The organism is Corynebacterium sp. HMSC05H05 (assembly GCF_001807265.1).
Lineage (GTDB): Bacteria > Actinomycetota > Actinomycetes > Mycobacteriales > Mycobacteriaceae > Corynebacterium.
In genome coordinates this window covers 60,801-76,543 of sequence record NZ_KV788391.1, presented here as the reverse complement: position 1 = coordinate 76,543, position 15,743 = coordinate 60,801, and the positions used below count along the sequence as shown (strand labels likewise).

Genomic DNA, 15,743 nt, shown 5'->3' with positions numbered 1-15,743 from the left:
ACCCGGTAGACTCTCGCGCATGTCCAACGCCACCATCGCCGGAATGCTCGCAGAACGCTTCGGGTTCACCTTCACCCCGGAGCAGGTTGAACAGACCGGGACCACTGAGACGTCCACGCTGTACACCGCCACCGACGATACGGGCCACGGCGTGGAGGTGGAGGTTTTCAACGCCCCTGTGGATTCCGCAGTCGGCGACGACGTGAACACCCTGAACTCTCGCCTTGCGCTGGCGGCGCACCCGGGCGCGTTCCAGCCGCGCAGCGTGGGCACCACCGAGGACGGCAAGCTGTTCGTCCTGCGCGAGGTGCCTACCGGCACCCCGCTGTCGGACGTGATCGCTGAGAAGGGCGCCGCGTTTACCCCGCAGGAGGTGCGCGATCTGCTTGCGCCGGTGGCCGAGGCGATCGACGATTACGACCTGAAGGGCCTGTCTGGCTTCGTCTCCCGCTCCATCACCCCGGATCGCCTGTTGGTGCAGCCGCAGTGGTCCACCACCCCGGTCAAGCTCACCCTGGTGGGGCCGAGCACTGACCCGGCGGAGAGCGACGAGGCCGCGGCGAAAGGCAACGTGGAGAAGTTCGCCAACGTGGTCGCGCTGATGACTGGCGACGCGCCGCGTACCGGCGCCCGCACCTGCGCCGGAGTGCTGGAGACCGCCCCGGCGGAGCAGGTGGCTATTGAAAAGCCTGACCAGTCCGTGGCGCCGCGCCCGCAGGACGGCTACCGCAAGCCACCGGAGCCCTACGCTTACGGCGCGGACGGCAATTACGTGCGCTCGGTTCCGACGAAGCAGAAAAAGACGGCGCCGTGGCCGTGGATCATTGCCATCCTCGCGTTGCTGCTGATTGCGCTGGCGGCGCTGTGGTACTGGAGCACCCACCGCGGCGAGGACTGGGCCGGTGCGGAGACGCAGATCGCGCAGGACTACCCGAATGTCGTGTCCGAGCGCGCCGGTCAGAAGGGCTGGAAGGATCTCGCGTGCGAGCCGGGCTCGCTGGACACCGACCAGGTGGGCAAGATCCGCTGCGCTAACGATGAGCTGGGTGTTTCTGTCGCGCAGTATGCTTCCGAGTCTGACCGCGACGATGCTGTGCCGGACCTGAGTGAGGCCGTGGTCCTGGGCTCTGGCGAGTGCACGATTTACTCCTACGAGCTGCCGGAGGCTAACCCGCCAGCGTATGTGATGACACCGCAGGACAAGCCGGAGTACCTGTTCATCGTCAATGGTTTCGACGCGGAGAACCAGCGACTGGACCTCCCCGTGTGCGAATAAGCTACGATTATTCGCCGTGACTACGCAGGACTTTTCAGAGCAGCAGCAAATCCGCCGGGAGAAGAGGCAGAGGCTTATCGACGAAGGGCGGGACGCCTACCCCGTCGAAGTCGATCGAACTACGTCTCTGAAGGACCTTCGCGCCAAGTACGACGGCACGCTGGAAGCGGGCGAGGAGACGCAGGACGAGGTCGCCGTTGCCGGCCGCATTATGTTCCAGCGCAACACCGGCAAGCTGTGCTTCGCCACCCTGCAGGAGGGTGACGGCACGCAACTGCAGGTCATGCTTTCCCTGGCTGAGGTCGGCGAAGAGGCGCTGGGCCGGTGGAAGGCCGACACGGACTTGGGCGATATCGTCTCCGTGCGCGGCCGCGTCATCTCGTCGCGTCGCGGCGAGCTGTCCGTGATGGCGAAGTCCTGGCACATGGCCTCGAAGTCGCTCAACCCGCTGCCGGTGGCGTTCGCGGACATGAACGAGGAGCAGCGGGTGCGCCGCCGCTACACCGACCTGATCATGCGCGAGGATGCGCGCACCAACGCCATGACCCGCATCAAGGTCATCGCCGCGGTGCGTAAGTACCTCACGGGTCTGGACTTCGTTGAGATTGAGACGCCGATGCTGCAGACGCTGCACGGCGGTGCCGCGGCACGTCCGTTTGTCACCCGCTCCAACGCGCTGGACATCGACCTGTACCTGCGCATCGCGCCGGAGCTCTTCCTCAAGCGTGCTGTGGTCGGCGGCATCGAGCGCGTCTTCGAGATCAACAGGAACTTCCGCAACGAGGGCGTGGATTCCTCCCACTCCCCGGAGTTCACCATGCTGGAGACCTACCAGGCGTGGGGCACCTACAAGGACGGCGCGGCCACCATGAAGGGGCTTGTGCAGTTCTGCGCCGAGGAAGTCTTCGGCTCCCAGAAGGTCACGCTTGCGGACGGCACGGAGTACGACTTCGGCGGCGAGTGGAAGGTCTTGGAGATGTACCCGAGCTTGAACGAGGCGCTGCAGCGCAAGTTCCCGGGGCAGCCGGAAGTGACCATCGACACCGACGTGGACACGCTCAAGGGCATCGCGGAAACCATCGGCCTGAAGGTGCCGGAAAACGCCGGTTGGCTGCACGGCAAGCTGGTGGAGGAGATCTGGGAGGAGCTGTGCTCCGACCAGCTCTACGAGCCGACCTTCGTGGTCAACTTCCCGGTGGAGACCTCGCCTTTGACCCGCGACCACCGAAGCAAAAAGGGTGTGACCGAGAAGTTCGACCTGTACGTCCGAGGCTTCGAGCTGGCCACCGGCTACTCCGAGCTGGTGGACCCGGTGGTCCAGCGCGAGCGCTTCGAGGACCAGGCCCGCCTGGCCAGCGCCGGCGACGACGAGGCGATGCAGCTCGACGAGGACTTCCTCGCCGCGATGGAGCAGGGCATGCCGCCGACAGCCGGCTGCGGCATGGGCGTGGACCGCCTGCTGATGGCCCTGACCGGCCTGGGCATTCGCGAGACGGTGCTCTTCCCGATGGTGAAGCCGGAGGCCTAACTTCCGCAGTTGTGTGTGGTGGTTATAACCAACTAACGTTTGATGCGACCAACCGTTGTGGTTGAAAGGAGCATCAGCATGGCAACCACCAAGGCGAGCCTGCAAGACCAGGCCGCCGACATCCTCGCCGGCATCGGCGGGGCGGAAAACATCGCGTCGATGACGCACTGCGCGACACGTTTGCGCTTCGAGCTTTACGACGCTTCCCTGGCCGACAAGGACCGCCTCGAGGCAAACCCCAAGGTCATGGGTGCCGTCCCGCAGGGCGGCAACCATTACCAGGTCATCGTCGGCGGCGACGTGGCCACCGTGTACAATGCGATGAACAAGCTGCCCGAGATGGCCGGGCGCGACGTGTCCAACGAGGACCTCAAAGCCCAGCAGCGCGAACGCGCCAAAGGCAAGATGCCGTGGCTGGACGCCTTCTTTGAGTACCTCTCCGACTCCTTCCGCCCTATTTTGGGTGTGCTGCTCGGCGCCTCGCTGATCATTGCCTTCGCCGCGGTGCTCGACGCGTTCCACCTTGTGGACTTCCGCGCCGAGGTGAAGACCCCTGGCTGGCAGTTCGTGGATGCAATGTGGAGCTCCGTGTTCTTCTTCCTGCCGGTGGCGGTGGCCTACAACGCGGGTAAGAAGCTGGACATCGACCCGTGGGTGCCAGCCGCGATCATGCTGGCGCTGTTCACCCCGAACTTCATGGAACTGCCCGACCACCCGGACGCGCGAGTGATCGATCTGTTCGGCGCGCCAACCGACGTCGTCGATGTCTTCGGTCTGCCCATGATCCTCAACGGCTACGACGGCAACGTCTTCGTGCCGCTGATCATGGCTGCCGTGGCTGCCCTGGTGTACAAGGGCCTGCAGAAGATTATCCCGTCCGCGGTGCACATGGTCTTCGTGCCGTTTTTGACCATGCTGATCATGATCCCGGTCACCGCGTTTCTTATCGGCCCGTTCGGCTACCTGCTCGGCGCCTGGATCGGCACCGGCCTGGCCTGGATGAACGGCAACGCGCCGTTCGTATTCGCCCTGCTGATCCCGATGCTCTACCCGTTCCTGGTGCCGCTGGGCCTGCACTGGCCGCTCAACGCGCTGATGCTGGTGAACATTGACACCCTCGGATACGACTTCATCCAGGGCCCGATGGGCGCCTGGAATTTCGCGTGTTTCGGTGCCACCGCGGCGGTGCTGGCGATCTCCCTGCGCGACCGCGACCCGTTGATGCGCCAGACCTCCGGCTCCGCGCTTGCCGCGGGCCTGCTCGGCGGCATCTCCGAGCCGTCGCTCTACGGCATCCACCTGCGTTACAAGAAGATCTACCCGCGCATGCTCGTGGGCTGCTTCGCTGGTGGCCTGACTATCGCGATCCTGGGTACCCCGTTCGGCGGCGTGAAGACGAACGCCTTCGTGTTCACCTCCATCCCGACCATGTTCGTGTTCGACCCGATGTGGGTCTACATGATCGCCATCGCCGTGGCCTTCTTCACCTCCTTCATCATCATCTTCATCACGGACTACCGCACCCCGGAGGAGAAGGCGGACGCGCTCGCCCGCGCCGCTGCCGCGCGCAATGCCGACGAAGCCGAGGAGGCCGAGCTGGTCGAGGACGAGGTCACGGCCACGGATGACCCGGCGAAGCTGACGTCGGCAAGCGATGCGGATGCCACTGTGCTCGCGCCCGTTGCGGGCCAGGCGGTCGCGATGGAAGCACTTTCTGACGCCGCGTTTGCCTCCGGCGCCCTCGGCCAGGCCGTTGGCATCACCCCCGAAAACGCCAAGCTCACCGTGGTCGCCCCGGCGGCCGGCAAGGTGATTTCCGTGGCGAAGACGGGTCACGCCTACGGCATCAAGACGGATAACGGTGTGGAGCTGCTCGTCCACATCGGCGTGGATACGGTCAAGCTCGGCGGCGAGGGTTTCACCCCGCTGGCGGAGAAGAAGCAGATGATCAACGCGGGCGACCCGCTGGCGGAGGTTGACTTCGCCGCCATCGCTGGCCACGGCGTGGACACGACGGTTATCACTACAGTGGTGAACTCGAAGAAGCTTGGCGGCGTGGGTGACGTTGCGGACGGCACGGTCGTCGCCGGCGATCCTATTCTCGAGGTCACAACTGAGGTGAACACGAATGTCTAACCGCACCGTCCTGCACGGCATCGGCGTATCGGCCGGCACCGCGTCCGGTCCGATCGCCGTGGTCACGCCCGCCGTGGGCATCGACGAGCACGAGCCCGCCTCCACTGATCCGGAGGCCGACAGCGAGCGCATCCGCGCTGTGCTTCACGACGTTGCGGCGTCGCTTTCCGCACGCGCCGAGCACGCCAACTCGGACTCGGCGAAAGCCGTGCTGGACGCAACCGCGGGGCTGGCAACCGACAAGGGGTTAATCCGCGGCATCGACAAAGAGCTGAAGAAGGGCACCGGCCCGACGAAGGCGATCCACGACGCGGTGGAGCTCTACGCCAACAAGCTGCGTAAGATCGGCGGCTACATGGCAGAGCGCGTCACCGACCTCTACGACATCCGCGACCGCGCAACCGCGCGCCTGCGGGGCCTGCCGGAGCCGGGGATCCCGGACCTGACCGAGCCGTCCATCCTGATCGCGCACGACCTCGCGCCGGCGGAAACGGCGACGCTGGACAAGAACCTGGTCCTCGGCATCGTCACCGAGGCAGGCGGCGCGACGTCGCACACCGCCATCCTGGCGGCGCAGCTGGGCATTCCGTGCGCTGTGCAGGTCAAGGGCATCGCGGAGGCGACTGTCGACGCACCGCTGATCGCCCTCGACGGCGGCGTCGGCGAGGTGATCGTCGCACCGAACGCATCCGACGTCGACGAGCTGGAGGAGCGCTCCCGCCGCCGTGCGGCTGCCCTGGCCGGCTCCTCCGGCGAGGGCGCGACCCGCGACGGGTACAAGATCAAGCTGCTGGCGAATACCGGCACCGCCGAGGACGCGCAGACGGCTGCGGGCTACGACCTCGAAGGCTCCGGCCTGTTCCGCTCCGAGTTCCTCTTCCTCGACCGCGACTCCGCACCCAGCCTGGAAGAGCAGACCGAGACCTACACGAAGGTGCTCGAGGCCTTCGGCAACCGCCGCGTTGTGGTGCGTACCCTGGACGCCGGCGCGGACAAGCCGTTGTCCTTTGCGGACCTCGGGGAGGAAGAAAACCCCGCGCTGGGGCGCCGCGGTCTGCGCCTCTCGCAGGCGCGCGAAGACCTCCTGGACACCCAGTTGAAGGCGCTTGCAAACGCAACCCGCAACGTCCCCGGCTCCGAGCTGTGGGTCATGGCCCCGATGGTCGCAACCGTGGAAGAAGCTAAGTGGTTCGCCGAGCGCGCCCGCGGCGCTGGGCTGAAGAAGGTCGGCGTGATGGTGGAAACCCCGGCGGCCGCCATCCGCGCCTGGCAGGTGCTGGAAGAGGTGGACTTCGCCTCCATCGGCACGAACGATCTGTCGCAGTACACGATGGCGGCGGACCGGATGCAGGGTGAGCTGGCCGAGCTGCTCTCCCCGTGGCAGCCCGCGGTGCTGTCCATGATCCGCGAGACTTGCCGCGGCGGCGACGCCACCGGCAAGCCGGTCGGTGTGTGCGGCGAAGCGGGCGGCGACCCACTCATGGCGCTCGTACTGGTGGGCCTCGGCGTGAAGTCCCTGTCCATGGCCCCGGGCAAGGTCAACGCCGTGCGCGCTGCTCTGCGCCTGCACGACTTCGACACCTGCCGCCAGATGGCCAACTTCGCCGTCGACGCCCGCACCGCCGCGGGCGCCCGCGAAGCCGTGCTGAACCTCGCTGATCCGGTGCTGAAGGATCTGCTGTAAGTAAATCTTCCGGAGAAAGACTGTGCTGTCTAATCTACATAGACAGCACAGTCTTTCTATATGAGGAGAGTTTCCATGAAACGTTTCGCAGCAGCCGCGTTGGCCACTGCTCTGAGTTTCGCTGCCGTTGCGTGTTCGGCTGAGTCCGCTGAAGACGAGCCGATCACGGTGCTTGCACAAGCCACCCCGCATGCCGAAATCCTGCGGTATGTGGACGAGTCCAATCCGGACTACGAGCTGGACGTCAAAGTTGTTCCCGGCGGGCCGGACCCGAACATGTCGGTATCTAACGGCTCTGCGGACGCGAATTTCTATCAGCACCCGCCGTACCTCCACGATTGGGAGAATGAGACCGGCGAACATCTGGTCAACGTCGTCGGCGTCCACATTGAGCCGTTGGGAATGTACTCGAACGCTATCGACGCCATTGATGAGCTGGAGGACGGCGCGAAAATCGTGACGCATAATTCACCGTCCAATCTCGCTCGAGCGCTTATACTGCTCGAGGCGAATGGGGTCATCGGTTTGGATCAGGGCGTCGATCCGGACAATGTGTCCAAGATCAACCTGCAGTCAATCGCTTCGAACCCGAAGAATGTAGAGATCGTGCCGGTGGAGGACACTCTGGTCATCCAGTCGCTTTCGGATAAGACCGTCGACGGCGTTATTGCCACATCCAATTTCGCGCTGGAGGTTGGGCTCAGCCCGGCGCAGGATGCAGTCATCGCGGAGAGCCCGGAGAACAACCCCTACGTGAACATCCTCGCGGCCAACGAAGAAGCGGCGAAGGATCCGCGAATGGAGAAGTTGGCTGCGGACCTCTCGTCGCCGGAAACGGCTGAGTGGATCCGGCAGAAGTACGAAGGTTCGGTCATCCCGGCGAACTCATGATGATCTACGGAATCGACGTCGACGGGCAAGGGCGTTGCGCTCACTGGCACTCCGAGCGCGACGTCGCTGCCAACACGTGCGGGGCCTGCGAGAAATTATGGGCCTGTTCGCTGTGCCACGATGAGTTGGCCGATCACGGCTTTGTGCCCGTCGATAGGCAATTGCCCTCCGTGATGTGCGGCGCGTGCGGGCGCATGATGACGCATGCCGAATACGGCGCGTCCTGCCCCTCGTGCGGGCACCCTTTTAACCCCGGCTGCAAGGCCCACGAGGACGTGTATTTCAGGCCTGTTCGCTAAGGGTGAACATTGCCTCTCACCTGCGCTTATCGACGACCTTGCGGGTACATGCGAACAAACCAGGGAAGTGATGTCGGACCCCAGCGTTATGGTGGTGGACAACTGATTTAGGAAAGAAGGGGTCAGCCACATGTTCGAGCGGTTTACAGACCGGGCCCGCCGCGTCATCGTCCTTGCACAGGAGGAGGCGCGCGAGCTCAACCACAATTACATGGGCACCGAGCACATCCTGCTCGGCCTGATCAAGGAAGGCGAGGGCGTCGCAGCGAAGGCGCTCGAGTCCATGGGCATCAACCTCGACGACGTGCGCCGCGAGGTCATCGACATTATCGGCCACGGCACCCAGCCGGTGACCGGCCACATCCCATTTACTCCGCGCGCGAAGAAGGTGCTGGAGCTTTCTCTGCGCGAGGGCCTGCAGATGGGCCACAAGTACATCGGCACCGAGTTCCTGCTGCTCGGCCTCATCCGTGAGGGCGACGGCGTGGCAGCCCAGGTGCTGATCAAGCTCGGCGCGGATCTGCCGCGCGTGCGCCAGCAGGTTATCCAGCTGCTGTCCGGCTACGAGGGCGGCGAGGGCCAGAACCCGGAGTCGCCGCAGCAGGGCCAGCCGGGCTTCGCGGGTGCCGGCGCGGGTCCGCGCGCTGGCGGCGGCCCACAGGGCGGCGAGCGCTCCAACTCGCTGGTGCTGGACCAGTTCGGCCGCAACCTCACCGCAGCGGCGAAGGAAGGCAAGCTCGACCCGGTTGTCGGCCGCGACAAGGAAATCGAGCGCGTCATGCAGGTGCTGTCGCGCCGCACCAAGAACAACCCGGTGCTCATCGGCGAGCCCGGTGTGGGTAAGACCGCCGTTGTGGAGGGCCTCGCCCTGGACATCGCCAACGGCAAGGTCCCGGAGACGCTGAAGGACAAGCAGGTCTACTCCCTCGACCTGGGCTCCCTTGTCGCCGGTTCCCGCTACCGCGGCGACTTCGAGGAGCGTCTGAAGAAGGTGCTCAAGGAGATCAACCAGCGCGGCGACATCATCCTGTTCATCGACGAGATCCACACGCTCGTCGGTGCAGGTGCCGCCGAGGGTGCTATCGATGCGGCGTCGCTGCTGAAGCCGAAGCTGGCCCGTGGCGAGCTCCAGACCATCGGTGCGACCACGCTGGAGGAGTACCGCAAGCACATTGAGAAGGACGCGGCTCTTGAGCGCCGCTTCCAGCCGGTGCAGGTGGACGAGCCGTCCGTCGAGGACACCGTGCAGATCCTCAAGGGTCTGCGCGACCGCTACGAGGCGCACCACCGCGTGTCCTACACCGACGACGCGCTCAAGGCGGCGGCAACGTTGTCGGACCGCTACATCAACGACCGTTTCCTGCCGGACAAGGCCGTCGACCTTCTCGACGAGGCCGGCGCCCGCATGCGCATCAAGCGGATGACCGCCCCGGAAGACCTGCGCGAGGTGGACGACCGCATCTCCGAGGTGCGCAAGGAAAAGGAAGCGGCGATCGACGCCCAGGACTTCGAAAAGGCCGCCGGCCTGCGCGACACCGAGCGCAAGCTGGGGGAGGAGCGCTCCGCCAAAGAGAAGAAGTGGCGCTCCGACGACCTGGAGGAGATTGCCGAGGTCGGCGAGGACCAGATCGCGGACGTGCTGGCCAACTGGACCGGCATCCCGGTGTTCAAGCTCACCGAGAGCGAGTCGAACCGCCTGCTCCACATGGAAGATGAGCTGCACAAGCGCATCATCGGACAGGATGAGGCAGTCAAAGCCGTCTCCCGCTCCATCCGCCGCACCCGTGCCGGCCTGAAGGATCCGAACCGTCCGTCCGGCTCCTTCATCTTCGCCGGCCCGTCCGGTGTGGGTAAGACGGAGCTGTCCAAGGCTCTGGCTGAGTTCCTCTTTGGCGACGACGACTCCCTGATCCAGGTGGACATGGGCGAGTTCCACGACCGCTTCACCGCCTCGCGCCTCTTTGGCGCCCCTCCGGGATACGTCGGCTACGAAGAGGGTGGCCAGCTCACCGAGAAGGTGCGCCGCAAGCCGTTTAGCGTGGTGCTTTTCGACGAGATCGAGAAGGCGCACAAGGAGATCTACAACACCCTGCTGCAGGTCCTCGAGGAGGGGCACGTCACCGACGGCCAGGGCCGCAACGTGGACTTCAAGAACACGGTGCTGATCTTTACCTCGAACTTGGGCACCTCGGATATCTCCAAGCCGGTCGGCCTGGGCTTCACCGGCGACACCGCCGCGGATTCCGATGCGCAGTACGAGCGCATGAAGGGCAAGGTCCACGACGAGCTGAAGAAGCACTTCCGCCCTGAGTTCCTGAACCGCATCGATGAGATCGTGGTGTTCAAGCAGCTCAGCCAGGACGAGATTGTCAAGATGGTGGACCTGCTCATCGGCCGCGTGGACAAGAACCTGGCCGCGCAGGACATGGGCATCGAGCTGACCGAGAACGCGAAGAACCTGCTCGCGGTCCGCGGCTTCGACCCGGTGCTGGGCGCCCGCCCGCTGCGCCGCACGATCCAGCGCGAGATCGAGGACATCCTGTCGGAGAAGATTCTGTTCGGCGAGATCGGCGCCGGCGAGATCATCACCGTGGACGTCGAGGGCTGGGACGGCGACGTCGAGGCCGCACGCAAGGAGCGCGGCAAGGCTGCGCCGGACGCGAAGTTCACCTTCACGCCGCGCCCGCGCCCGCTGCCAGCCGAGGCCTTCGACGTGGAGCCCGAGGACGAGGTCCGCGACATCGAACCGGAGCACACCCAGCCGGAGTCCGAGGCCTCAGAGTTCCCGGACGAGCGCGAAGATCAGAAGGGCAACGAGGGCAAGGACGGCAACGAGGGCAACGGCCCCGAGCCGGTGTAAGCCCACAAGCCCAAGGCGCCGAGGATTGCGACAACGATTGCTGTGATCTCTACGGCGTTGAGCCCCTCCACCACCTCATACTCGGGGTGGTCGGAGGGGCACACCTGTTTCATGGGCTTGCCTTTGAAGCGGTCGGACAACCAGTCTGAAACGTTGCCGGTCTGCAGCACCAGCGGCAGCGCGTGGCCGGAACCCGGAGCGCGCGGGGTGAGCTCGCGGCGGCCGGACGACAAGGGTTGCGTCGGCGACCCCGGCACCACCACGCGGCGGTACTCCACGTCGGCGTCGATTGCGCAGTAGTCCTCGGCCAGTTGGGTGGCCTGCGGCTCCGGGACAAGGTCGTCGTCCGGGTTGGTCAGCACCATGATCGGCGCGTTCGGCTTCACCTTGCCCAGTTTGTTGTGCTCGAGGTATTTGCCGATGCGCTCGTCTTCTTCCGCGATCTCGGCGAACGTCTTTCCGTCGACGAACATGTCGTCGGTGATCTTCGGGGCGTTCATCGACGCATCGATAACGCACGACGTTTTCAGGTCCTCCAGCAGGGCCTTGCCGTTGTCGGTGAGATAACCGTCGAGAGCCTCGTGGAATTCGGGGTAGGTTTCCGAGTAGCTGGCGGCGGCGAAACCCGCCACGGCGGTGAGCATCGGTGCGGACGCCTGCTGCAGCACGCCCAAGGGGTCGGCCGGGGGAGCGCCGGAAAAGGTGCCCACCACGTTGAGCTCCGGGGCGTAGTCGCCGACGAGCTCCGCGGCCGCCGCAGCTGCTCCACCGCCCTGGGAGTAGCCCCAGAACGCCACCTTTTCGCCCCGTTTGGCTACGGCCCGGGCGGCGTCAATCACTGCCCGGCCCTGGTCGACGCGGTTGAGGTAGGTGTGCAGGCCGTCGGTGCCCAGGCCCATGTAGTCGGTAACTACCACGCGGTAGCCGTCGTCGAGAAGCATCTGCACCATTGGCACCTCGTAGTTGATGTTCACCGTGCCGTTGGGCCCAAGGGAGGACAGCATCGACGACGCCGCCGACGGCGCGCACTGGTCTCCCAGGCCGCGCGTGCCGGGGGCGAGAACGATCAGGCCCTTTGCAAACGGACGGTCGTATAGCGCGCCGGTGACCGGCACCTTCTCGCCGCGCTCGTTGACGGAGGTGTAGCGGATGCGCTTGCCGTTGGTGCCCAGCACCCACTTTTTCGCGTCGAGCTTTCCAGGAGTGTTACCCGCCGCGCCGTCAAGCGCCCGCGATGACATCTCTGGGAGAGACGAAAGCGACGACGCGTCACCGATCACCTCGAAGGTGGACGAGCCGACCGACGACAACGACGACAGGGACTCCGCGCTCAAATCCTCAGCGTGCGCAGAGGGACAAATCAGGAGAGGGACAGCAAAAAGACACCACCGTTTACGCATGGAAAGCAGTGTAAGCTCCCGCCCATGGGAATTCAGTACCGCAAGCGCCAAAAGATCAGCGACGGCAGCTGGCTCAACTACTCCAAGTCCGGTGTGTCCGCGTCGAAAAAGATCGGGCCGGTCACCTTCAACTCCCGCGGCGGCGTGTACGTGAAGCTACCCGGCGGGCTGCACTACCGCGGCAGGTGGAAGTAACCCTTCTCGTCTTGTTCGGCCAGGCCGTCCTCGAGCAGTGAAAACAGCGCGCGGGAAAGCTGTGCGGGGTCGTGCCAGAGGTCGTCGATAAGCTTTTGCTCCACTGGGCTGTCGGACTCCCGCAACAGACGCATGATCTTGCCGCGCACTTGGCGGTCGGTGCCGTGGAACTTCTGCGAGCGCTTCTTCACCTCGGCTTCCGGTTTGCCGGCTGCGAGCCATGCGCACTCAGCGCTCACCGGGCACTCCCTGCATTTCGGCGCCCGCGCCGTGCACACGAGCGCGCCGAGCTCCATCAGCCCAACAGAAAACTCGGGGCCATTCTGTTCCGGCAAGAGCTCCGCAACCTGCTCGATTTCCTTCTTGCCGGGCGCCCCGAGCGCCTCGCCGCGCTCCACGCGGGCCACCACGCGCCGCACGTTCGTGTCCACCACCGGCACATTTTTGCCGTACGCGAAGCACGCCACCGCCCGCGCGGTGTAGTCGCCGATCCCGGGGAGCGCCAGCAGCTTATCGACGTCCTCCGGCACCACCCCGCCATGCTCATCCACGATGACCTGCGCACATTCTTTCAAGCGCAGAGCCCGGCGCGGGTAGCCCAGACTGCCCCAGGCGCGCAGGATCTCGTCTGTGCCAGCCTGCGCGAACGCCGCCGGGGTGGGCCATCGCCCCATCCATTCCTGCCAGATCGGAGCGACGCGCTCGACCTGGGTTTGGTGGCTCATCACCTCGCTGAGCAGCACGCCCCAGGGAGACGTCGACGAGTTTCGCCACGGCAGCTCGCGGGCGTTGGCTCGGTACCAATCGATGATCTTGTTTGGGCGCAGTTTCGTCACAATGCGTGCAACAATAGTGGTCATGACTGACGTAACCGATCTCCAGGCCGCGACCACACCCCGCGAGGTGTGGGAGCTGCTGAAAGCCGGCAACGAGCGCTTCGCCACCGGCAACACCGCGGACCCGCGCCGCGACCCCGCTACCCGCCAGCAGCTCACCTCCGGCCAGAACCCGGCGGTGTGCGTGGTGGGCTGCTCGGATTCCCGCGTGCCCATTGAGCTGCTTTTCGACGCCGGCTTCGGCGACATCTTCGTCATCCGCACCGCCGGCGGTTGCGTGGACTCCGCAGTGTCCGCCTCCGTCGAGTTCGCAGTGGACGGCCTCGGGGTGGATCTGGTGCTCTTCCTCGCCCACGAGAAGTGCGGTGCGGTAGGTGCCGCTGTTTCCGCGCTCGAGTCGGGCGACATCCCTCCGGGGCTGACGCGCGTGTTTGTGGAGAAGATCTCGCCGGCCGTGGCCGAGGCGAAGACCCGCGGTGAACAGGTGGAGCAGGCGCACGCCCGCAATGGCGCGGAGCACCTGGTGGCGCGTATCCCGTCTGTCATTTCCGGACTGGAGAAGAAGACGGTCGGAGTGGTCGGCGCGCGGTACCGCCTGTCCGACGGCCGTGTCGAGACCACCTACGAAAACTTCGGCGATTAAGTTATAGGCATGTCGAACCAGCGCCCACTTCCTCCGGAGATCTACATGCGCCGCCGCGTGGCGGCCCTCGTCATCCTGTTGGTGGTTGTGGCGCTTTTGGTCTGGGGGCTGTCCGCGTTCGCCCGCAGCGGAAAGACGGACGAGGCGGAAAACACTCCCGAAACCGTAGCCGAGGCCCCGTCTACCACCCTGGCCACCGAGCCGACGGTGCAGCTTTCCGAGGAGAGCACGGCACCGTCATCTTCGGAGGCGCCTACCGAATCCACCCAGCCGAGCGAGGAAACCGCCGCCGCCCCGGTGAAGAAGGGCAGCTGCGAGCTGGCTGACCTGAAGATTCACGCCTCCAGCAACCAGCCCTCGTACGCGGTTGGGGTCCAGCCGGTGTTTTACATGGAGGTGGAAAACCCGACCGACACCGACTGCGTGATCAACCTGGACGACAACCTGCTGCGCTTCGAGGTCTACGACATGGCCACCAACGACCGCATCTGGTCCGACACCGACTGCTACCCGCCGGTGGCGGCAGGAAACGTCGAGTTCGCGCCGGGCGAGAAGCGTCGCTGGGAAGCCCGCTGGTCCGCCACCGCATCGCAGCCGGGGCAGTGCGAGAACCGCCCGGAGGTAACGGCCGGCTCCTACTTCCTGCACGGCGTGATCGGGGACAACGCCTCCGACGCCAGCCCCTTCAACATCACCTAAGCCGCTCGAGCGCCTGCGAATACGCGGGCGAGCCCGAGAACACGCCGAAGTCGCGCAGGTAATTCACGGCCCACCCCATTGCCTCGGCATCGCCGGCTTCGCGCGCCCGCTGGTGCACCGACTCAAACACCATCGCGGATTCCTCGAAGCGTTCGCAGCAAAACAGTGACACCGCGTTGTCGCAGAGCGTAAACAGGGTTTCCCTCGAGTTGTTCGACTCCGCGGCGACTGGCAGGGCCCACGACGACAGGTCCACCGCCTCCGCCGCGCGCTGTGTTTTCTGCAGCGCGGTGACCACGTTGCCTACGTACTGAGAACCCAGACCGTCCGTCGCGCCACTATCCATGTACTCGGAAAAAGCGAGCTCAAGACGTTTCCGCGCCGACGGCCACAGCTCGCCGAACCCGGGGTCTGCCGCGGAGGCGACCCACTGCGCCACCGCGGACGCCCCGTGCAGGCGCCACCAAAGCTCCCCCTCTCCAGAGTCCACGATCTCCTGGGTGGGGGAGACCAAATACAGCGCGGTATCGAACTCGTCGGCACGCAACAGCCTGCGCATCACCAACGAGTAGCGGCGCAGCGCGGTGTCCGGGTCTGCACCGGCGGTGTCCATGAGCAGGCAGGCCACGGCGTCGCGCACCGCGCCCAAGTCCATGTAGTTCGCGGCCTTCACCAGAGCCAGATCGATCTCCTCCATGCCAGGGCACATTCGCTCCGGAAGCTGTGACAGCGCATCCAGAAACGCGAGGGCGTCCAGGGGCCGCTGCGCTTCGTCCGCAAGCAGGGCGAGCTGGAACACCACCACGTAGTCCAGCGACGGGTGGAACGTCACCGCACCTGCCGCGTCGAAAATCTGGCGGGCCTGCTCCGTGCCCAGGTCCAGGTCCTGCAGCACCATCACCTGTTCCACCAGCTCGTCCGGCTCCGGCAGGTGCGCCCCGACCGGAAACGTTAAAGAAAACACCACCGTGTCCGCGAAATCCGCCAGGTCGAGGGAATACCCATCCACGCGCCTGCACGTTCCCCCGAAAGCCTCCGTCAGCGACGCCACCCGCGGGTCCGTGCCCGGCCAGCGCGGGGAGGTGTACCGCACGAGCGGATATTCCCCCAACCCAGCGTCCACCGCGACCGCGAAGAACTCCCCGAGGGCACCCATCGCCTCCGCCGGATCCTCGATGAACGGCTCGGTGCCGGAGACCAGCCCCAACGCCTGGCCGTGCAACCCTCCCCGCAGAAGAAACGTCGCCGTCTCAATCACTACAACAACATGGTCTGAATCTGCCGTGTGTTCGCGGA

13 protein-coding genes are annotated in these 15,743 nt (G+C 65.4%); 10 read left to right on the top strand and 3 right to left on the bottom strand.

Annotated features, from left to right (window positions below; all coding sequences use genetic code 11):
• Positions 1–19: 19 nt before the first annotated feature.
• The 7 genes from HMPREF3151_RS06310 to HMPREF3151_RS06280 all read left to right on the top strand — a co-directional run bounded on the left by HMPREF3151_RS06310 (position 20) and on the right by HMPREF3151_RS06280 (position 10,674).
• Complete coding sequence (locus HMPREF3151_RS06310) at positions 20–1,276, top strand: hypothetical protein (RefSeq protein WP_070474710.1); 1,257 nt, start codon at positions 20–22, stop codon at positions 1,274–1,276.
• 16 nt (positions 1,277–1,292) lie between these two features.
• The gene (lysS, locus tag HMPREF3151_RS06305) at positions 1,293–2,804 is read left to right on the top strand and encodes a lysine--tRNA ligase (RefSeq protein WP_070474708.1); all 1,512 of its coding nucleotides are present in this window, start codon (positions 1,293–1,295) and stop codon (positions 2,802–2,804) included.
• Positions 2,805–2,882: 78 nt separating this feature from the next.
• A complete protein-coding gene (locus HMPREF3151_RS06300; RefSeq protein WP_070474706.1) occupies positions 2,883–4,940 on the top strand; it encodes a glucose PTS transporter subunit IIA in 2,058 nt (685 codons plus the stop codon).
• Positions 4,933–6,624, top strand: a complete 1,692-nt coding sequence (ptsP, locus tag HMPREF3151_RS06295; RefSeq protein ID WP_070474704.1) for a phosphoenolpyruvate--protein phosphotransferase — start codon at positions 4,933–4,935, stop codon at positions 6,622–6,624. Before HMPREF3151_RS06300 ends, ptsP begins: the two co-directional genes overlap by 8 nt.
• A 75-nt stretch (positions 6,625–6,699) precedes the next feature.
• The gene (locus HMPREF3151_RS06290; RefSeq protein WP_070474702.1) at positions 6,700–7,515 is read left to right on the top strand and encodes a MetQ/NlpA family ABC transporter substrate-binding protein; all 816 of its coding nucleotides are present in this window, start codon (positions 6,700–6,702) and stop codon (positions 7,513–7,515) included.
• Positions 7,512–7,814 (top strand): CHY zinc finger protein, encoded by a 303-nt coding sequence (locus HMPREF3151_RS06285; protein WP_070474700.1) that lies wholly within the window; start codon positions 7,512–7,514, stop codon positions 7,812–7,814. Before HMPREF3151_RS06290 ends, HMPREF3151_RS06285 begins: the two co-directional genes overlap by 4 nt.
• Positions 7,815–7,944: 130 nt before the next feature.
• On the top strand, positions 7,945–10,674 hold the full coding sequence (locus tag HMPREF3151_RS06280; RefSeq protein ID WP_070474698.1) for an ATP-dependent Clp protease ATP-binding subunit: 2,730 nt from the start codon (positions 7,945–7,947) through the stop codon (positions 10,672–10,674).
• Here HMPREF3151_RS06280 and HMPREF3151_RS06275 read toward each other — a convergent pair.
• Positions 10,617–12,008 (bottom strand): lipase family protein, encoded by a 1,392-nt coding sequence (locus tag HMPREF3151_RS06275; protein ID WP_070474696.1) that lies wholly within the window; start codon positions 12,006–12,008, stop codon positions 10,617–10,619. The two genes, HMPREF3151_RS06280 and HMPREF3151_RS06275, sit on opposite strands and share 58 nt — an antisense overlap.
• A gap of 90 nt (positions 12,009–12,098) precedes the next feature.
• Here HMPREF3151_RS06275 and HMPREF3151_RS11565 point away from each other — a divergent pair, with 90 nt between their 5' ends.
• Positions 12,099–12,269, top strand: a complete 171-nt coding sequence (locus HMPREF3151_RS11565; RefSeq protein WP_074432070.1) for a DUF4236 domain-containing protein — start codon at positions 12,099–12,101, stop codon at positions 12,267–12,269.
• Here HMPREF3151_RS11565 and HMPREF3151_RS06270 read toward each other — a convergent pair.
• On the bottom strand, positions 12,248–13,129 hold the full coding sequence (locus HMPREF3151_RS06270; RefSeq protein ID WP_070474694.1) for an HhH-GPD family protein: 882 nt from the start codon (positions 13,127–13,129) through the stop codon (positions 12,248–12,250). The genes HMPREF3151_RS11565 and HMPREF3151_RS06270 overlap by 22 nt on opposite strands.
• Between HMPREF3151_RS06270 and HMPREF3151_RS06265 the strand changes: the two genes are divergently transcribed.
• Together HMPREF3151_RS06265 and HMPREF3151_RS06260 are read left to right on the top strand one after the other, a co-directional pair.
• Complete coding sequence (locus tag HMPREF3151_RS06265) at positions 13,128–13,748, top strand: carbonic anhydrase (protein ID WP_070474692.1); 621 nt, start codon at positions 13,128–13,130, stop codon at positions 13,746–13,748. The two genes, HMPREF3151_RS06270 and HMPREF3151_RS06265, sit on opposite strands and share 2 nt — an antisense overlap.
• A 9-nt stretch (positions 13,749–13,757) precedes the next feature.
• Entirely contained in the window at positions 13,758–14,447 is a 690-nt protein-coding gene (locus HMPREF3151_RS06260) for a hypothetical protein (protein ID WP_070474691.1), read from the top strand.
• Here HMPREF3151_RS06260 and HMPREF3151_RS06255 read toward each other — a convergent pair.
• Positions 14,440–15,705 (bottom strand): hypothetical protein, encoded by a 1,266-nt coding sequence (locus tag HMPREF3151_RS06255; protein ID WP_141741344.1) that lies wholly within the window; start codon positions 15,703–15,705, stop codon positions 14,440–14,442. The two genes, HMPREF3151_RS06260 and HMPREF3151_RS06255, sit on opposite strands and share 8 nt — an antisense overlap.
• Positions 15,706–15,743 lie beyond the last annotated feature (38 nt).

Bases quoted from the DNA above. Each gene is read 5' to 3' on its own strand.
- HMPREF3151_RS06310 (WP_070474710.1), top strand. From the start codon at position 20: ATGTCCAACGCCACCATCGCCGGAATGCTCGCAGAACGCTTCGGGTTC.
- HMPREF3151_RS06300 (WP_070474706.1), top strand. From the start codon at position 2,883: ATGGCAACCACCAAGGCGAGCCTGCAAGACCAGGCCGCCGACATCCTC.
- ptsP (WP_070474704.1), top strand. From the start codon at position 4,933: ATGTCTAACCGCACCGTCCTGCACGGCATCGGCGTATCGGCCGGCACC.
- HMPREF3151_RS06290 (WP_070474702.1), top strand. From the start codon at position 6,700: ATGAAACGTTTCGCAGCAGCCGCGTTGGCCACTGCTCTGAGTTTCGCT.
- HMPREF3151_RS06285 (WP_070474700.1), top strand. From the start codon at position 7,512: ATGATGATCTACGGAATCGACGTCGACGGGCAAGGGCGTTGCGCTCAC.
- HMPREF3151_RS06280 (WP_070474698.1), top strand. From the start codon at position 7,945: ATGTTCGAGCGGTTTACAGACCGGGCCCGCCGCGTCATCGTCCTTGCA.
- HMPREF3151_RS11565 (WP_074432070.1), top strand. From the start codon at position 12,099: ATGGGAATTCAGTACCGCAAGCGCCAAAAGATCAGCGACGGCAGCTGG.
- HMPREF3151_RS06265 (WP_070474692.1), top strand. From the start codon at position 13,128: ATGACTGACGTAACCGATCTCCAGGCCGCGACCACACCCCGCGAGGTG.
- HMPREF3151_RS06270 (WP_070474694.1), bottom strand. From the start codon at position 13,129: ATGACCACTATTGTTGCACGCATTGTGACGAAACTGCGCCCAAACAAG.
- HMPREF3151_RS06260 (WP_070474691.1), top strand. From the start codon at position 13,758: ATGTCGAACCAGCGCCCACTTCCTCCGGAGATCTACATGCGCCGCCGC.